A 14,322-nucleotide genomic window follows, 5' to 3' on the forward strand; every position below is an offset into this window, starting at 1 on the left:
GTTTCCCGCGGCCACCGCGCGGCCGGACGCCACGCAGACACCACACGGATCCACCCGGGCCCCGGTCACGGCCCCGCGCCGGGGCCCGCGGGCGCCGCGGCCCCGCCGTCCAGCCAGCCCGCCTCCCGGGCCGCCTCCAGCGCGGCATTCGTGAAGTGCGTGACGATCGGCGACGGCGAGGTCTCCGGGAGCACCAGATGGGTGGCGAGCGGCCGGGTCCCGGGAGCGAGCGGGACCCAGCGCAGCCACCCCGGCAGCTGGTCGCCGGACGACGCGGCGACCAGACCCACCGTGCGGGCGTCCCGCAGCACGCTCTGCGTGGGATCGAAGGCCATCGGACGCTCCGTCAGCCGCGGTACCAGCCCCGCCCCCCGGAACACGGCCAGCACCTCGTCGTAGTGGCCGGGGTTGGCCTGCCGCTCGTGCAGCACCAGCGGGAAGGCCGCGGCCTCGGCCAAGGTGAGCTCGCGCCGCCCGGCCAGCGGATGGGCGGCCGCCAGCAGCACCCCGCGCGGTTCGGTACGCACCAGCAGCAGCCGCACCCCCGCCACCGCCTCCGGCGAACGCGCTATCCCCGCATCCGCCCGCCCGTCGAGCACCGCGTGCGCGATGTCGGGGGTCCGCAGCACCTCGGCGGCCACCTGGACGTCCGGCAGCCGCGACCGCACCGCCTCCACCAGGCTCGGCACCGTCCCGTACCCCGTACTGGTGCTGTACACCAGACGCAGCCGGCCCAGTTCACCGCGCCCGGCCCGCCGGGCCGCCTCCCACACGTCCTCCAGTGCGGCGAGCGCACCCGCACCGCGCTGGTACACGGCCTGCCCCGCCTCCGTGAGGCGCACCACGCGGGTGGTGCGGTGCAGCAGCAGCACACCCAGCCGGCTCTCCAGCCGGCGGATCTGCGTGCTCAACGCCGGCTGCGCGATGTGCAGCCGGGCCGCCGCCCGCGTGAAGCTGCCCTCCTCGGCCACGGCCAGGAAGTAGCGCAGCAGTCTCGCCTCGGGCATCGTCACCCCGCCATCGTAGAGGCGCCGCCCCATTCATATCCGGGGGTTATGAACCGAGACAGAGCCGGTCTTTCCCTCCCGGCCGCCGCCCTGCCTACGGTCGCTGCATGACCTCTTCCCGCACGTCCCCCGCCTCCGCCCACCCCGTGCCGCCGATCCTGCCCCAGCGGATGCGCGCCTGGATCGGCACCCCCGACGGCCCCGACCTGCGCATCGTCGCCCTGCCCGAACCGGCCCCGGACGAGACGCTGGTGAGCGTCGCGGCCTTCTCCGTCAACCGCGGCGAACTCAACCTGTTCCGGCGCCGCGCCGAGGGCTGGCGGCCCGGGCAGGACCTGGCCGGGACCGTCGTACGCGCCGCCGCCGACGGCAGCGGACCCGCCGCCGGGACCCGCGTCGCGGCGATGAACGACTTCGGCGGGTGGGCCCAGTACGCGGCCGTCCCCGTCGGCCGCCTCGCCGTCCTCCCCGACGCGGTGGCCTTCGCCGGGGCGGCCACCCTCGGCGTCGCCGGACTGACCGCCCTGCGCGCCCTGCGCCGCGGCGGGCCGCTGCTGGGCCGCCGCGTCCTGGTCACCGGGGCGAGCGGCGGCGTCGGTTCCTTCGCCGTGCAACTGGCCGCCGCCGAGGGCGCCGAGGTGACGGCGCTGACCGGCACCCACCGCGACCTCGACCTGAAGGCGCTGGGCGCGCACCACGTGGTCACCTCGCTCGCCGACGCCGAGGGCGACTTCGACGTGATCCTCGAATCCGTGGGCGGAGAAGTACTGGTCACGGCCCTCAAGCGGCTGTCGGCCTTCGGCCACATCGTGGTGCTCGGCACCTCCTCGGGCCGCACGGCCTCTCTGAGCATCTCCTCCTTCGTGCCCCACGCACGCCAGACCCTGCACCCCTTCTGGGTGTTCGGGTCCGGCGAGCCGGTCGGCGAGGACCTGGAGCTGCTGGTCCGCCTGATCGACCTCGGCCGGCTGCGGCCGGTCCTGGGCCACCAGGACGCCTGGGAACGGCTCCCCGAGGTGATGACGTCGCTGCGCGAGCGGCGGATCGCCGGCAAGGCCACCCTGCTCGTCCACGACGGGGCGTGAGGGCGTGGCACGCATCGTCGTCGCCGGCTCGCCCTACCGGGCCGGCACCGGGAAGATCATCGCCTCGGCGGCCGCCGAACGGGGCCACACGGTCCGCTACGTCAGCGACCTCGGCGACCCGGCCCGGCCCGAAGACCTCGGTGAACTGACGGACGCGGCCGCCGTGCTGGAGGGCGCCGAGGCCGTCGTCCTCGTCCCCAAGCGGGGCGACGCCCGGGTGCACACCGAACGGGCCACCCGGGTGCTGCTGGAGCAGGTGCGCCGCCACCGGCCCGCCGCGCACTTCGTCCTGTTCAGCTCGTTCGCGGTCGGCCACGGACCCGCCCACCCGCTCAACCGGATCAACGACACGCTGCTGCCGGCCCGGGTCGCCGCCGAGCGGCTGGTGCGCGGCAGCGGCCTGCCCTACACCATCGTGCGGCCCACCTGGATGACCGACGACCCGCCCGGCAGCCACGCCCTGACCCTCAGCCAGCACCCCCACGGGGACGGCATGGTGGCACGCTCCGACATGGCCGCCGCGATCGTCGCGGCCATCGAACAGCCCGCCAGCCGGTCCACGACCTTCAGCCTGTTCAACGAACCCGGCGCGCCCGTGGCCGACTGGGCCGCCGCGTTCGCAGCCCTGCGCCGCGACGAGCCGCAGGAGGAGCTGTGATGCCCGTACGTCCCGCCGCCCAGCACGCCTGGGAGGACACCTTCCGCTCCGACGAGGCCGGCCGCGCACTGCCGCCCCGCCACCACCGGCTGCTGATGCTCGACGTCGCGGGCTCCCCCGTACGGGAGGACGCCGCACACCTGGAGGCCGCGCTCGGCGCCCTGGAGGAGCGGTACGGGCACGGGCCCGACGGCATCCTGATGTGCATGGGCTGGGGCCCGGGCTGGTTCGAGCGGCACACACGGCTGCGTTCCCCGGTGGGGCGGCCCGTCCCGATGGCCCGCTGGGAGAACCCGGTGCTGGAGGAGTACGACGCCTGCCTGCACCTGGCCTCCGACCGGGAGGAGACGGTGACCGGGGCCGCCGCCTCGCTCTTCGGGCCGGGACCGCAGGACCAGCGCGGGCGCCTCGTGCTGCGCGAGACCCGCAGCGGCTTCGTGGGGGAGGGCCTGCCGGCCGCGCGCCGGCCGCAGGCCGGCGTACCCGCCCAGGCCCCGCTGCTGCTGGGCTTCCACTCGGGACTGCGGCGCAACCAGGCCACCGAGGAGGAGGTCTCGATCACCGGGGGGCCGCTGGCCGGCGGCACGACCATGCACGTCAGCTACATCGTCCTCGACACCGACAGCTGGTACGAGCAGCACGAGGACGAGCGTGCCGCCCTGATGTACTCGCCCCGCACGACCGCGAAGGAGGCGCAGGCTCTGGTCGAGGACGCGGAGAGCGACCGCACGCAGCTCGCGGCGGTGGCCGCCGCCCACGGACGGGTCGGCCACGCCCAGGCGACCGGGCGGGCCCGGCTCGCCGGCCGTCCGCGGATCAACCGCAGGGACTTCGCGACGATGGACCACGGAGTGCCCGGGACCCACTTCGTGTCCCTGCAGCGCACCATGGAGGACTTCCACGCCACCCGGGCGATGATGAACGCGGCCGACGCGTCCACCCACCACGGTGGGATCGGCGTGCGGCGCAACAACGGCATCAACGCGTTCATGGACGTCCGGAGCCGGGCCACCTTCGCCGTGCCCCCGCGCGCCGACCGCGCCTACCCGGGGCTGGCGGAGCCGCCCGCCTGAGCCGGCCGGGCCCCTCGCGTACGCGTGCACCTGTGGAGCGACGGCTGCCGGGCCCGGCCGCGGCGGCCGGCCGTGGTGCATCAGATGGACCGTCCGGCGACCCGGGCGAGCAGATCGTCCAGCGCGGCGGCGGACGCGGAACCGGGTTCCGGGCTGAACACCACGGCCCACTCCCCGTTCTGCGCCCCCTCCTCCAGCACCACCCGGGAGAGCTCCATGGAGCCCACCGCGGGATGCTCGAAACGGAAGAGGACACCGCAGCCGTCCTCGTCTCGCCTCTCCCCGGCCGGACGCGACCACAGCTGCGCGAACTCACCGCTGCCGGCGGCCAGTTCGACCACCAGGCGGGTCAGCTCCTCGTCCGGATGCTGCTCCACCGCCCGCCGCAGGGCCCCGACGAGCCCGGCGACCTGCCGCTGCCCGGGCCCGTACAGCGCCCGCGTCGCCCGGTCGAGGAAGAGCATCCGGGCGAGGTTGGGCTGTACGTCCCCGACCGGCCAGTCCAGGTCCCAGGCGAGCAGCGCCTGCCCCGGCAGGTTCCAGCCGGTGATGTCGTAGCGGTGATTGAAGGCGATGACCGGCAGCATGGGCACGGCCCGGGTCAGGTGGCCGAGCCCCCGCAGCCGGGACGTGCCGGGGGAGGCCCCGAGCCGGAACAGTTCGGCCCGGTCCCCGGCCTCCAGGTGCAGCGCCGATGCCAGCGCGTGGAGCACGGACAGGGACACGCGGCCGGCCCGGCCGTCCTCGATGTCGGTGTAGCGGTCGGCGTCGAGCCCCGCAGCCCGGGCCAGTTCGGCGGGCAGCAGACAGGGCGCGGTCCGGGGGCCCGCGCCCGTCGGCACCCCCGTCCGCTGGGGGGCCGTGCGCAGGCGGTGGGAGCGCAGGAAGTGGCTGAGGTCGGCGAAGGATTCCATGGGTCCAGTCTCGGCGAGGCGTTGATCCCCTCGCCTGCCCCTGCTGGTCATCCTCAGCGGGTATTGACGGATTCTCGACTGCTCCCGGACCGGCTCCGGCGTCCTGCCGGCGCGGGCCGCTAGCCGCCGCCGCGGCCTTCCAGGAGGATGCGCAGCGCCTCTTCCTCCAGGGAGGCGGGCTCCGCGTGGTACAGAACGATGCACTGGTCGGGGGAGTCGGGAAGGCGCAGGCTCTCGAAGGCGAGGGTCAGTTCCCCGACGGCCGGGTGGTGGAGATGGCGCGTACCGAACGTCTTGTCCCACACCACGTGTCCCGACCAGATCTCGGTGAACTCCGGGCTCGCGTGGGAGAGACGTTCGATCAGCTCGACCAGTTCCGGGTCGCCCGGGAAGCGGCCGGCCATCATCCGCAGGTACCCCGCCATCTCGACCGCCTCGTCGTTCCAGCGGGGGTAGAGGGCGCGGGCGCCGGGGTGGAGGAAGACGAGCTCGGCCAGGTTCGGCGGCATGTCCCGGGCGAGGAGTTCCTCGATGTCGATGTGTCCGGAGAACATGGTCCGGGCGAGGGCGTTCCAGGCGAGGATGTCCATCTGCCGGCCCAGCACGACCGCCGGCCCCTGGAGGTAGGCGGAGATCATCCGGGCGACCGCGGGCCGCACTTCCTCGGCGGCCTTGGCCGGGCGGGCGAGCTCGGCGGCGCGGGACAGGTTGTGCAGGTGGGCCCGCTCGCCCGGGTTCAGGCGCAGCGCGTTGGCGATGGCGTCCAGGACCTCGGGTGAGGCGCTGCGGTTCTGCCCCTGCTCCAGGCGCGTGTAGTAGTTGACGCTGACCTGGGCGATATGGGCGACCTCCTCCCTGCGCAGCCCCCGCACCCGGCGTCTCTTGCCGTCGCTGGGCAGGCCGATGTCGTCCGGCGACAGCAGGCTGCGCCGTACCTGAAGGAACTTTCCAAGATCAGAATCTCGAACTCCCGTCGCCCGCTGCATTCTTTTTTCGCCTTTCGCTGCCCGCGCACTGCGCTGAAACATCCGCCGAATACTAGCCGATGGGAAACGTGGGGAAGTGCCGTCCGCGGCCCGGCTGATTCACGCCACACGGGCCTCCTTACAAAGGAAACCCGGAACGACGAATTCCGGCCCGTGACGTCCGTCACTCCCGCATAACTGGGGGCCAAGATCCCATGCGGCAAGGCGATTTGGCGAGCAGAGCGGGACCGGCGAGTCCATCTGCAGGGGAGCACCAACGACAATTCAGCCAGCGCCGCATTATTCCCGGGCGGGCTGCCGGCGGCGGCGTTACTGGTCACTTACCGTGTAAATCCACCTTGATTGTTGAGGTGTGTACGACTTCTGGTCCGGGTGTGCACTACATGCTTCCCGCGCGTTCTCCAGAGGGGTCGGTAAATAGAATAGGTCCGGAGTGTTTACTCACGGGTATTCGGAACGGGTGGGCCGCCGCCGGTCCAGCGCGCGCACCGGCGCCACCTTGACCAGAGCCGCGATCCGGACCAGCTCGTCCAGTACCGGAACCGGCAGGGTCAACCGCGGCCGCACCGCCCCCGCGCCGGCCGGCGGGACCATTGCAAGACGCCGCGCGGCGCCCGCGGCGGTTCCGCTCAGGCACATCAGGAACTGGCTTGTTACCGCCCCCTCCCGGAGCACCCCCGAACCCCCTCCCGACCGGGCCGCACGCGTGGTGATGACACCGAAGGCGCCTCCCCGCGCCGCCCGCCCGGAATACCAGGCCGTGATGCCGACATGGCGTGAATGCTGCACCGAGACCACGGACGAACCGTGCACCCGGGCCTGCTCCACCGCCTGGTCCACGGCGAAGGCCAGCGCGGGCTGGCCCAGCCCGTGATGCGCGTCGATCACGGTGACGTCCCCGTACCGGCGTACGATCTCGGGCCGGGCGGCGCCGTTGATCGTTCCGCCCAGCAGCCCCTGCACGTACGGGAGCAGCCGCACCACACCGTGCCGGGCCGCCCCCGCGAGATCCGCGGCCACCAGCACCTCGGCCGTCAGGTCCGCGTCGGCCGGGCGGGCACCCGCCGATTCCAGGGCCGCGCTGACGAACGCGGTCAGTTCATGCCCGGCCACCACCGCCACCAGGCCCGTCCCGGGCCCGCGCACCGGCACGGGCGCCGCCGTCATCACCTTGGACATCCGCTCTCCCCCTCTTCCCGCTCTCCCTCGTCCCGCCGGCCCTCTCCCCGCTCCCGCGCCGGCCCGCAACCGGCCCCGGACAGACAGAAGGCGGATGCCCGGGCAACCGACAGGAGAGTCACCGGACATCCGCCTCCGCCTCCTCGGCGCCCCGCCCGCGGGGGACGGGGGAGGGGCAGCCAGGACTATTGGGAGAGGAACTCCTCCAGCAGGGTGGCCAGCGCGACCGGGGTCTCCACCATCGGGTAGTGGCCGGCGTTGCCGACCACGGCCAGCCGCCCGTTCGGATAGTGCTTCATCCACGTCTCCTGCATCGACTCCGCCGTCACCGCCGGGTCGTGCTCACCGACCACCACCAGCGCCGGCACCTGAGCACCGCTCACCCGGTCGGCGAAATCGGTGGTGCGGAAGGAATCCAGGTAACTGCGGAAAGCGACCGGCCCGACCTCCTTCATCGAAGACTCGGCGAAAGCGGTCACCCAGTGCGGGGACAGCCGGTTGCCGGTCGTCAGATCGATGACGATGCGACGGTTCTCCACCTTGTGCGCGGCCTCCGCGAACAGCGGGAAGTCGGAGTCCGGGATCGGCATGCCACCCGCGGGAACCGGGCTCAGCCCCACGATCCGCCTCACCCGCTGCGGAGCCTTGAGCAGCACCTGCTGGATCGGCTGCCCGCCCAGCGAGTGCCCGATCAGCGAGAACTCCTGCCAGCCCATGTCGTTGGCCAGGGTCAGCACGTCCGAAGCGATCTCGTCCGTCGTGTACGTACCGGCCACCTCCAGGCTGCGCCCGAAGCCCCGGGCGTCCATGAAGGCATACGTGAAACGCGACCCGTCCAGGTACGGCCACAGCGGCGAGAACGACTGGTGCCCGCCGAAGAGGGAGTGCAGCACGATCACCTTGTGCGGGCCGGAGCCCACGGTGTGGGCGAAGGGGACGGATCCGGCAGTCTGGTACATGTCTTCTTCCTCCAGCGGGAGTTCATCGGTCGGTGAAAGGCCGGTCCCCGGGGCGGTGCCCGCCCCGGGGACCAGAAGGCGGTCGAGGGTGTCGTACAGCTCGCGCAGCTCCTCACGGTGCCCGTGCAGGACGATGTGCCCGTCCGGCCGCACCAGGTGGAAACCGGCGTGCCGGCAGTGCAGTTCACGGGCGGCCGACACGGCCGGACCCCGCCCCGGCAGGGCCGCGGTGTCCACCACCCGCACCTGGCCGGCCCACGGCCCGGCCAGCCGGCGCACCGCATCCGCCAGGCCGCGGTCCGGGTCCTTCTCGCCCGGCAGCACCACCAGGTGCAGCCGGACCGGATCGGCAGCCGGTCCGGCCACCCCCAGCGCCACGGCCAGCGCCCGCGGCAGGGCCGCACCCTCCCGGGCGTGCCGGCGCAGACCCGCCCGGGCCGAGCACCAGTGCACGGCCCTCGTACGCCTGGGCCCGTCCGCGACCGGCCCGTAGACCCAGCGCCGGCCCGCGGCGACCGGCACATAGAAGCGGTCCAGGACCCCCGTACGGTCCAGGGCCCGCATCGCCGTGTCCCGCAGGGTGACCTGACTGCCCCGGGTCCACATCGCAGCCCGGGTCTGCAGGTCGGTGTCGCGCACGACGGCATCGGCCACCGCCGCCCGCTCGGGCGTGTAGCTCTCCAGCAGCCCGGTCCGCGCCTCACCGCGCACCACCGAGGCCAGCTTCCAGGCGATGTTCTGGGCATCCTGGATCCCCGTGTTCAGACCCTGCCCGCCCATCGGACTGTGCGCATGCGCGGCATCCCCGGCCAGGAAGACCCGGCTCAGCTGGAAGGAGGCGGCCCGGCGGCGGTGCACCCGGAAGGTGGTCACCCAGTCCGGGTCCGTCAGCCGCAGCCCGCCGGGCCCGCGCAGGTCCACCAGCCGCTGCATGTCGGCCAGCGTCCCGTCCGCCATGTCCGCAGGAGCGTTGGTGAAGAAACGGAACAGACCGAACGGCTGCGGCACGATGGCCAGGACACCCATCCGTGACTGGTAGTAGTGGATCTCGTCGGGCTCCAGCGGATCGCCGGCCACCTTCGCGTCCGTGATCAGGAAGCGGTTCTCGTACGTGGCGCCCTCATAGGCGATGCCGAGCTGCCGGCGCACCGCACTCGTCGCGCCGTCCGCACCGATCACCCACGGCACGGTCACCCGCTCGACGCTCCCGCCGGCGTGCTCCAGCACCGCGGTGACCGGCCGGTCCTCGCGTATCGCCCCGCTGAAGTCCACGTCCTGCAGCGACACCAGCCGGACACCCCGCTCCACACGGCCGCCGAGCCGGTGCAGACCCTCGGTCAGCACCTCCTCCGTGAGCCGCTGGGGCAGGCAGTAGGGAGCCATGTCATCGGCCATCCGCATGCGGGTGACCGGCTTCTTCTCCGAGTAGTAGGTCATCTGCCGCAGCTTGACCGCGACCTGGCCGACACCCCCGGACAGCCCGAGGTCCTCCAGGATGTCCAGGGTGCGCGGCCACACCAGCATCGCCTTGGAATGGACGCTGGGGCCGGGAGCCGCGTCCACGATTCTGACGCGGACCCCCCGGCGCAGCAGTTCACAGGCCGCGGTCAGGCCGGTCGGGCCGCCACCTACAACGAGGACGTCGTAGGCATCCGGCCGCGCCGCGTCCGCGCCGGTGTCATCTTCAGTGGGGTACCGGGTGGTCATCGAAGCCTCTTTCGCGCTCGCCGTCCGAAGCCGGATCGAAGTGGGCCGGACGGCTCAGAGGAAGGCCAGGGAGATGGCGTAGCTGTCCTCGTGCATGTGGTAGCGGGTGATCAGCCCATCGCAGACGTGCAGTTCGACCGCGAACTCCGAGGCGAACGCCTTGCCGGTGGCGTTCACCCGGTAACGGAAACGGCCCAGCGCCACGGCCGTGCCGTCCTCGGCCAGGATCCGCTCGATGGCGAACTCCTCCGGCGTGAGGTTCTCGCCCGCCTGCTTGAAGAAGTCCGCGACCTCGCCGCGGGTGGTACGCCGTCCCATCCACGGAATCAGCGCGGTGTCACCGGGAGTGAACCAGTCGAGAGGCTCCGCGAGCAGTTCGAGAGCCCGGTCGGCCTCGCCTGCACCGAGCCGGCCGAAGAAGTCTTCGACTACGGAGCGTGTGGAATTCGTCATGCCCCGAAACGTATTCACGGCCGGGCCGCATGAGACAGACCCAGCCAGTGGTACCCACCGCAGCCCTATGAAACAGCGGGTACTGGCTAGCCCCCCACACCGTGCAGATGCTCGGAGCAACCCAACCGGCAGGAAGCGAAAGGTCTCTCATGTCAACGGTCAACAGCCCCGAGGAGACTCGGGCAGATCATTCGCCGGGCCCGGCCCCCGCGCCCGAGCGGATGACGAAGCGGCAGACGCTCATCCTGCTCCTGCTGCTCGGCGCGCAGTTCACCCTGGCGGTGGACTTCTCCATCATGAACGTGGCGGTCCCGGTCATCGGCCGCGAACTCGGCTTCGCCACCGAAAACCTGCAGTGGATCGCCACGGCCTTCGCACTCAGCGCCGCCGGGTTCAGCCTCCTCTTCGGCCGCGTCGCCGACCTGGTCGGGGCCCGCAAGGTCTTCCTCACCGGCCTCGTCCTGCTGACCCTCTCCTCCCTGGCGGGCGGCCTCGTCGACTCCGCAGCCCCCCTGCTCGCCGCCCGGGTGGCACAAGGTCTGGCGACCGCCATGGTCACCCCCGCCGGCCTCGCCCTGCTCATCACCTCCTTCCCCGAAGGACCCCTGCGCGACCGCGCACTCGGACTCAACGGCGCGATGCTCTCCGCCGGCTTCACCTGCGGCGCCATCGTCGGCGGCCTGCTCACCGACACCCTGAGCTGGCGCTGGGGCTTCTTCATCAACATCCCGATCGGCATCCTCCTGATCGTCGTCACCCCCCTGCTCCTCAAGGGCTCCCGCTCCCACGGCGGCAAGCTCGACATCCCCGGCGCCGTCTCCGTCAGCGCCGGCCTCATCGCCCTGGTCTACGGCATCTCCGCCGCAGGCCAGTACGGCTGGGGCGACCCCACCACCCTGATCTCCCTCGCCGTCGGCGTCCTCCTCCTCGTCGCCTTCGGCTTCGTGGAGCTCAACGCCAGCGAACCGCTGGCACCCCTGCGCATCCTCGGCCGCCGCAGCGTCACCTGGGGCAACATCGGCGGCGCCGCCACCTTCATCGGCTTCACCGCCATGATCTTCCTGCTCACCCTCTACCTGCAGGAAGTCCTCGGCTACTCGGCCATCGCCACCGGCCTGACCTTCGGCGTCCTCGGCATCGGCGCCTTCCTCGGAGGCGTCACCGCCCCCCGCTGGATCGGCGCCCTCGGCAGCAGCCGGGCCGTACTCGTCGCCGGCCTGCTCATCCAGGGCATCACCGTCGGCGCACTGTACTTCGCCGGCGACGCCCGCGGCTGGCTCTACGGAGTCCTGGGCCTGGCCTTCCTCAGCAGCTACGCCCACGTCGCCGCCATCGTCGGCTTCATGGTCACCGCCACCTCGGGCCTGCCCAACGAGCAGCAGGGCCTGGCCACCGGCATCACCACCCTGACCCAGCAAGTCAGCATCACCATCGGCATCCCGATCATGAGCGCCATCGCCACCGCCCAGATCCGGAGCCTGTCCAGCGAACCGGTCAAGGCCGCGACCCTGTCCGGCATCAACCTCGCGATCCTCGTCAACGGCCTCATCCTCATCGCCGTCGCCCTGCTGGTCGCGCTCTTCCTCCGCAACCGCCGCACCGCCGGCCGGCACTGACCGCCCCCGGCCGGCCCGAACGACCGTCGCCGGGGGCCCGGACCCACCCCCGCCCGGGCCCCCGGCGACGGCCACGCCCGTACGCACAGAAAGCGACGAACCGATGAACCGGAACACCCCGCGCGCCCGGGCGGCCGACCACCACACCACCGACATCCTGGTCGTCGGCGCCGGCCCCACCGGACTGATGCTCGGCTGCCTCCTGCGCCACCACGGCATCGAGTGCACCGTCATCGAACAGCGCGACGACATCGACCCCCGCACCCGCGCGGTCATGGTGCACGCGGCCGGACTCGAGATCCTGGACACCCTGGACCTGCGCACCGCCGTCGAGGACAAGGGCGTACGCCAGACCCGCATCGACTTCCACACCCGCCACCAGGCCCTGTTCACCGTGGACTTCAGCAGGCTCGACACCGCCTTCCCCTACTACGTGAACGTCCCGCAGCCCGACGTCGAAGCCGTGCTCGCCGACCGGTTCACCACCGCCGGCGGCCGGCTCCTGCGCGGCCTGCGCTACACCCGCCACCAGGAGGACGAGCACGGCGTCACCGCCGAGACCGACGCCGACGGCGCCCCGCACACCATCACCGCCCGCCACCTCGTAGGAGCCGACGGCGCCAGCAGCGCCGTCCGCACCGCCCTGGGCATCGGCTTCCCCGGCATCACCTACCCCATGAGCTACCTCCTCGCCGAGGGCGCCCCCCTGCTCCCCGCCGACCCGCACGCCTCCGCCATGTACATCGGCCCCGCCGGCGCAGTCTCCCTGCTGCCACTGCCGCACGGCACCGTACGCATCGCCGGACCCGTCTCGGCCGAATCGATCGACCGCGACAGCGAACTGAGCACCCAGCACTTCCAGGAAACCGTCGACACCCTGGGCTTCGGCCCCACCCTGCACTTCGAACGGGTCGACCGCATCGCCCACTACCAGGTCCACGAACGCCTCGCCGAGCGCTTCACCCGCGGCCGGACCGTCCTGGCCGGAGACGCCGCCCACCTCAACGCACCCGCCGGCGGCCAGGCCATGAACACCGGCTTCGGCGACGCCTGGGCGCTGGCCTGGCGCCTCGCCGCCCTCCTGGACGGCTCCCAGGCCCCCCTCCTCGCCGACTACGACCGCGAACGCCGCGCCGCAGCCGCCGAAGTCGCCCGCTCCACCAGCGTCCTCGCCCTCCTCGACGCCATGCGCCGGGCCACGACAGAGGCGGCGCGAAACTCCGTACAGGAAGCGCTGACCGGATACGCGGAAGCCTGGAGCCAGCTCTACCTCCACTACCGCCCCACCCCCGCACCCACCACCACGGACACCACGGCACCGACGGCACCCACCGACACCACGCCCGGACACATCGTCCTGCCACCCCGCACCGGCCACCGCCTGCAGCCCGGCGCCCGCGTCCCCGGCCACCGCCCCGAACCCGGCCGCCACACCTGGCTGCACCTGCCCGGCGCCCGCCCCGACGACACCCTCCTGCCCCCGCTCACCCACACCGCGGAACTCTCCCCGGCACAGCGCGCCTGGCTCCCGGCCGGCGCCGCCGCCGTCCTCGTACGCCCCGACGGCCACGTCGCCCGGACCGTCCCCGCCCCCACGGACACCACCGCCGTCGCCCCCGCCGAAACCGAGAAGGAGGCGGCATGACCACAACCCCGCCCCGCCCCCCGACCGGCCTCAGCATCGCCGGCACGGGCAGCTACCTCCCCGAGCAGCGCCTCGACCTGAACACCGAGGCCGCCCGCCACCCCGACCCCGACGCCGAACGCATCCGCGCCACCGGCTACCGCACCATCGCCACCGAACAGACCCTCTACCCCGGCGACATGGCCCTCGTCGCCGCCCAGCGCGCCCTGGCCGCCGCCGGAACCAAGCCCCAGGACATCGACCTCATCGCGGTCACCGCCATCCACCGCCACGGCCACCAGCGCCTGTGGTCCCCGGCCTCCTGGCTCCAGTCCCGGCTCGGCGCCACCCGCGCCCTGCCCTTCACCGTCAGCCAGGGCTGCAACGCACAGCTCCTCGTCCTCGACCTCGCCGCCGGCCTCCTCTCCCGCAGCGGCCGGCGCAACGCCCTCATCGTGGCCACCGACCGCTTCGCCGCCTCCGGCTTCGACCGCTTCACCGCCGACTACGGCATCGTCTACGGCGACGGAGCGGCCGCCGCCGTCCTGACCGCCGACACCCCGGCCCCCCAGGCCCCCGGCTGGCACGTCCTGACCATCCACAGCGTCAGCGACCCCGAACTCGAAGGACTGCACCGCCTCGACGAGCCGGCCCCCGAGACACGCGCCCTCTTCGGCGCCGAACACGACGTACGCGCCGCCAAGAAGCGCTACCTCGCCGCCCACGGCACCGACAGCCTGCGCGAGGCCACCCGCCGAGCGGTCCGCGAGATCCGCCGGGCCCTCCTGCCCTCCGGCACGGACCCGAGACTGCGCCGCGTCGTCTACCCCAACCTGGGCCTGCCCCTGCTCCAGGAGAACTACTTCCCCGAGTTCCCCGGCGGCGCCGAGACATCCCTGTGGGACTTCGGCGCCACCGTCGGCCACCTCGGCAGCGGCGACCAGATCGCCGGCCTCGACCACCTCGAACACCACCACACCTTCGCCCCAGGCGACCGGATCGTCCTGCTCGGCGCGGGAGCCGGTTTCACCTGGACAGGAGTGCTCCTGGAACGCCGCTGA

General features: G+C 72.8%; 12 protein-coding genes. 6 read left to right on the forward strand and 6 right to left on the reverse strand.

All coding sequences use genetic code 11. The annotated features are described in order from the left end of the window. Positions 1–65: 65 nt before the first annotated feature. Entirely contained in the window at positions 66–1,007 is a 942-nt protein-coding gene (locus ACZ4YL_RS35590; protein ID WP_468122194.1) for a LysR family transcriptional regulator, read from the reverse strand. A gap of 107 nt (positions 1,008–1,114) precedes the next feature. Between ACZ4YL_RS35590 and ACZ4YL_RS35595 the strand changes: the two genes are divergently transcribed. From ACZ4YL_RS35595 to ACZ4YL_RS35605, 3 genes are read left to right on the forward strand one after another with little or no spacing between them, the layout of a single operon-like run. Continuing rightward, on the forward strand, positions 1,115–2,092 hold the full coding sequence (locus tag ACZ4YL_RS35595; protein ID WP_468122082.1) for a zinc-binding dehydrogenase: 978 nt from the start codon (positions 1,115–1,117) through the stop codon (positions 2,090–2,092). A 4-nt stretch (positions 2,093–2,096) separates the two neighbouring features. Continuing rightward, positions 2,097–2,750 carry an NAD(P)-binding oxidoreductase gene (locus tag ACZ4YL_RS35600; protein WP_468122084.1) on the forward strand — a complete coding sequence of 218 codons (654 nt, stop codon included), beginning with the start codon at positions 2,097–2,099 and terminating at the stop codon, positions 2,748–2,750. After that, complete coding sequence (locus ACZ4YL_RS35605; protein ID WP_468122085.1) at positions 2,750–3,823, forward strand: DUF7405 family protein; 1,074 nt, start codon at positions 2,750–2,752, stop codon at positions 3,821–3,823. Before ACZ4YL_RS35600 ends, ACZ4YL_RS35605 begins: the two co-directional genes overlap by 1 nt. An 80-nt stretch (positions 3,824–3,903) precedes the next feature. Here the strand turns inward: ACZ4YL_RS35605 and ACZ4YL_RS35610 are convergent, their stop codons facing one another. The 5 genes from ACZ4YL_RS35610 to ACZ4YL_RS35630 all read right to left on the reverse strand — a co-directional run bounded on the left by ACZ4YL_RS35610 (position 3,904) and on the right by ACZ4YL_RS35630 (position 10,021). Then, a complete protein-coding gene (locus tag ACZ4YL_RS35610; RefSeq protein WP_468122087.1) occupies positions 3,904–4,737 on the reverse strand; it encodes a helix-turn-helix transcriptional regulator in 834 nt (277 codons plus the stop codon). A gap of 119 nt (positions 4,738–4,856) precedes the next feature. Next, a complete protein-coding gene (locus ACZ4YL_RS35615) occupies positions 4,857–5,723 on the reverse strand; it encodes a helix-turn-helix domain-containing protein (protein ID WP_468122088.1) in 867 nt (288 codons plus the stop codon). A 441-nt stretch (positions 5,724–6,164) separates the two neighbouring features. Further along, positions 6,165–6,902, reverse strand: a complete 738-nt coding sequence (locus tag ACZ4YL_RS35620) for an Ldh family oxidoreductase (protein ID WP_468122090.1) — start codon at positions 6,900–6,902, stop codon at positions 6,165–6,167. 185 nt (positions 6,903–7,087) lie between these two features. Further along, positions 7,088–9,568: an alpha/beta fold hydrolase gene (locus tag ACZ4YL_RS35625; RefSeq protein ID WP_468122091.1), complete on the reverse strand. Its 2,481-nt coding sequence runs from the start codon at positions 9,566–9,568 to the stop codon at positions 7,088–7,090. Positions 9,569–9,622: 54 nt separating this feature from the next. Next, positions 9,623–10,021, reverse strand: a complete 399-nt coding sequence (locus ACZ4YL_RS35630; protein ID WP_468122093.1) for a nuclear transport factor 2 family protein — start codon at positions 10,019–10,021, stop codon at positions 9,623–9,625. 221 nt (positions 10,022–10,242) lie between these two features. Here ACZ4YL_RS35630 and ACZ4YL_RS35635 point away from each other — a divergent pair, with 221 nt between their 5' ends. From ACZ4YL_RS35635 to ACZ4YL_RS35645, 3 genes are all read left to right on the forward strand, one after another. Next, positions 10,243–11,637, forward strand: a complete 1,395-nt coding sequence (locus ACZ4YL_RS35635) for an MFS transporter (protein ID WP_468122095.1) — start codon at positions 10,243–10,245, stop codon at positions 11,635–11,637. 103 nt (positions 11,638–11,740) lie between these two features. Beyond that, complete coding sequence (locus ACZ4YL_RS35640; RefSeq protein WP_468122097.1) at positions 11,741–13,282, forward strand: FAD-dependent oxidoreductase; 1,542 nt, start codon at positions 11,741–11,743, stop codon at positions 13,280–13,282. Further along, positions 13,279–14,322, forward strand: a complete 1,044-nt coding sequence (locus tag ACZ4YL_RS35645; protein WP_468122099.1) for a ketoacyl-ACP synthase III family protein — start codon at positions 13,279–13,281, stop codon at positions 14,320–14,322. Before ACZ4YL_RS35640 ends, ACZ4YL_RS35645 begins: the two co-directional genes overlap by 4 nt.

This window comes from Streptomyces sp. NPDC030021 (assembly GCF_055574035.1).

What these genes read in the sequence shown, in the direction of transcription:
- ACZ4YL_RS35590 (WP_468122194.1), bottom strand. Translation starts at nt 1,007, where the DNA reads ATGCCCGAGGCGAGACTGCTGCGCTACTTCCTGGCCGTGGCCGAGGAG.
- ACZ4YL_RS35595 (WP_468122082.1), top strand. Translation starts at nt 1,115, where the DNA reads ATGACCTCTTCCCGCACGTCCCCCGCCTCCGCCCACCCCGTGCCGCCG.
- ACZ4YL_RS35605 (WP_468122085.1), top strand. Translation starts at nt 2,750, where the DNA reads ATGCCCGTACGTCCCGCCGCCCAGCACGCCTGGGAGGACACCTTCCGC.
- ACZ4YL_RS35610 (WP_468122087.1), bottom strand. Translation starts at nt 4,737, where the DNA reads ATGGAATCCTTCGCCGACCTCAGCCACTTCCTGCGCTCCCACCGCCTG.
- ACZ4YL_RS35615 (WP_468122088.1), bottom strand. Translation starts at nt 5,723, where the DNA reads ATGCAGCGGGCGACGGGAGTTCGAGATTCTGATCTTGGAAAGTTCCTT.
- ACZ4YL_RS35620 (WP_468122090.1), bottom strand. Translation starts at nt 6,902, where the DNA reads ATGTCCAAGGTGATGACGGCGGCGCCCGTGCCGGTGCGCGGGCCCGGG.
- ACZ4YL_RS35625 (WP_468122091.1), bottom strand. Translation starts at nt 9,568, where the DNA reads ATGACCACCCGGTACCCCACTGAAGATGACACCGGCGCGGACGCGGCG.
- ACZ4YL_RS35630 (WP_468122093.1), bottom strand. Translation starts at nt 10,021, where the DNA reads ATGACGAATTCCACACGCTCCGTAGTCGAAGACTTCTTCGGCCGGCTC.
- ACZ4YL_RS35635 (WP_468122095.1), top strand. Translation starts at nt 10,243, where the DNA reads ATGACGAAGCGGCAGACGCTCATCCTGCTCCTGCTGCTCGGCGCGCAG.
- ACZ4YL_RS35640 (WP_468122097.1), top strand. Translation starts at nt 11,741, where the DNA reads ATGAACCGGAACACCCCGCGCGCCCGGGCGGCCGACCACCACACCACC.
- ACZ4YL_RS35645 (WP_468122099.1), top strand. Translation starts at nt 13,279, where the DNA reads ATGACCACAACCCCGCCCCGCCCCCCGACCGGCCTCAGCATCGCCGGC.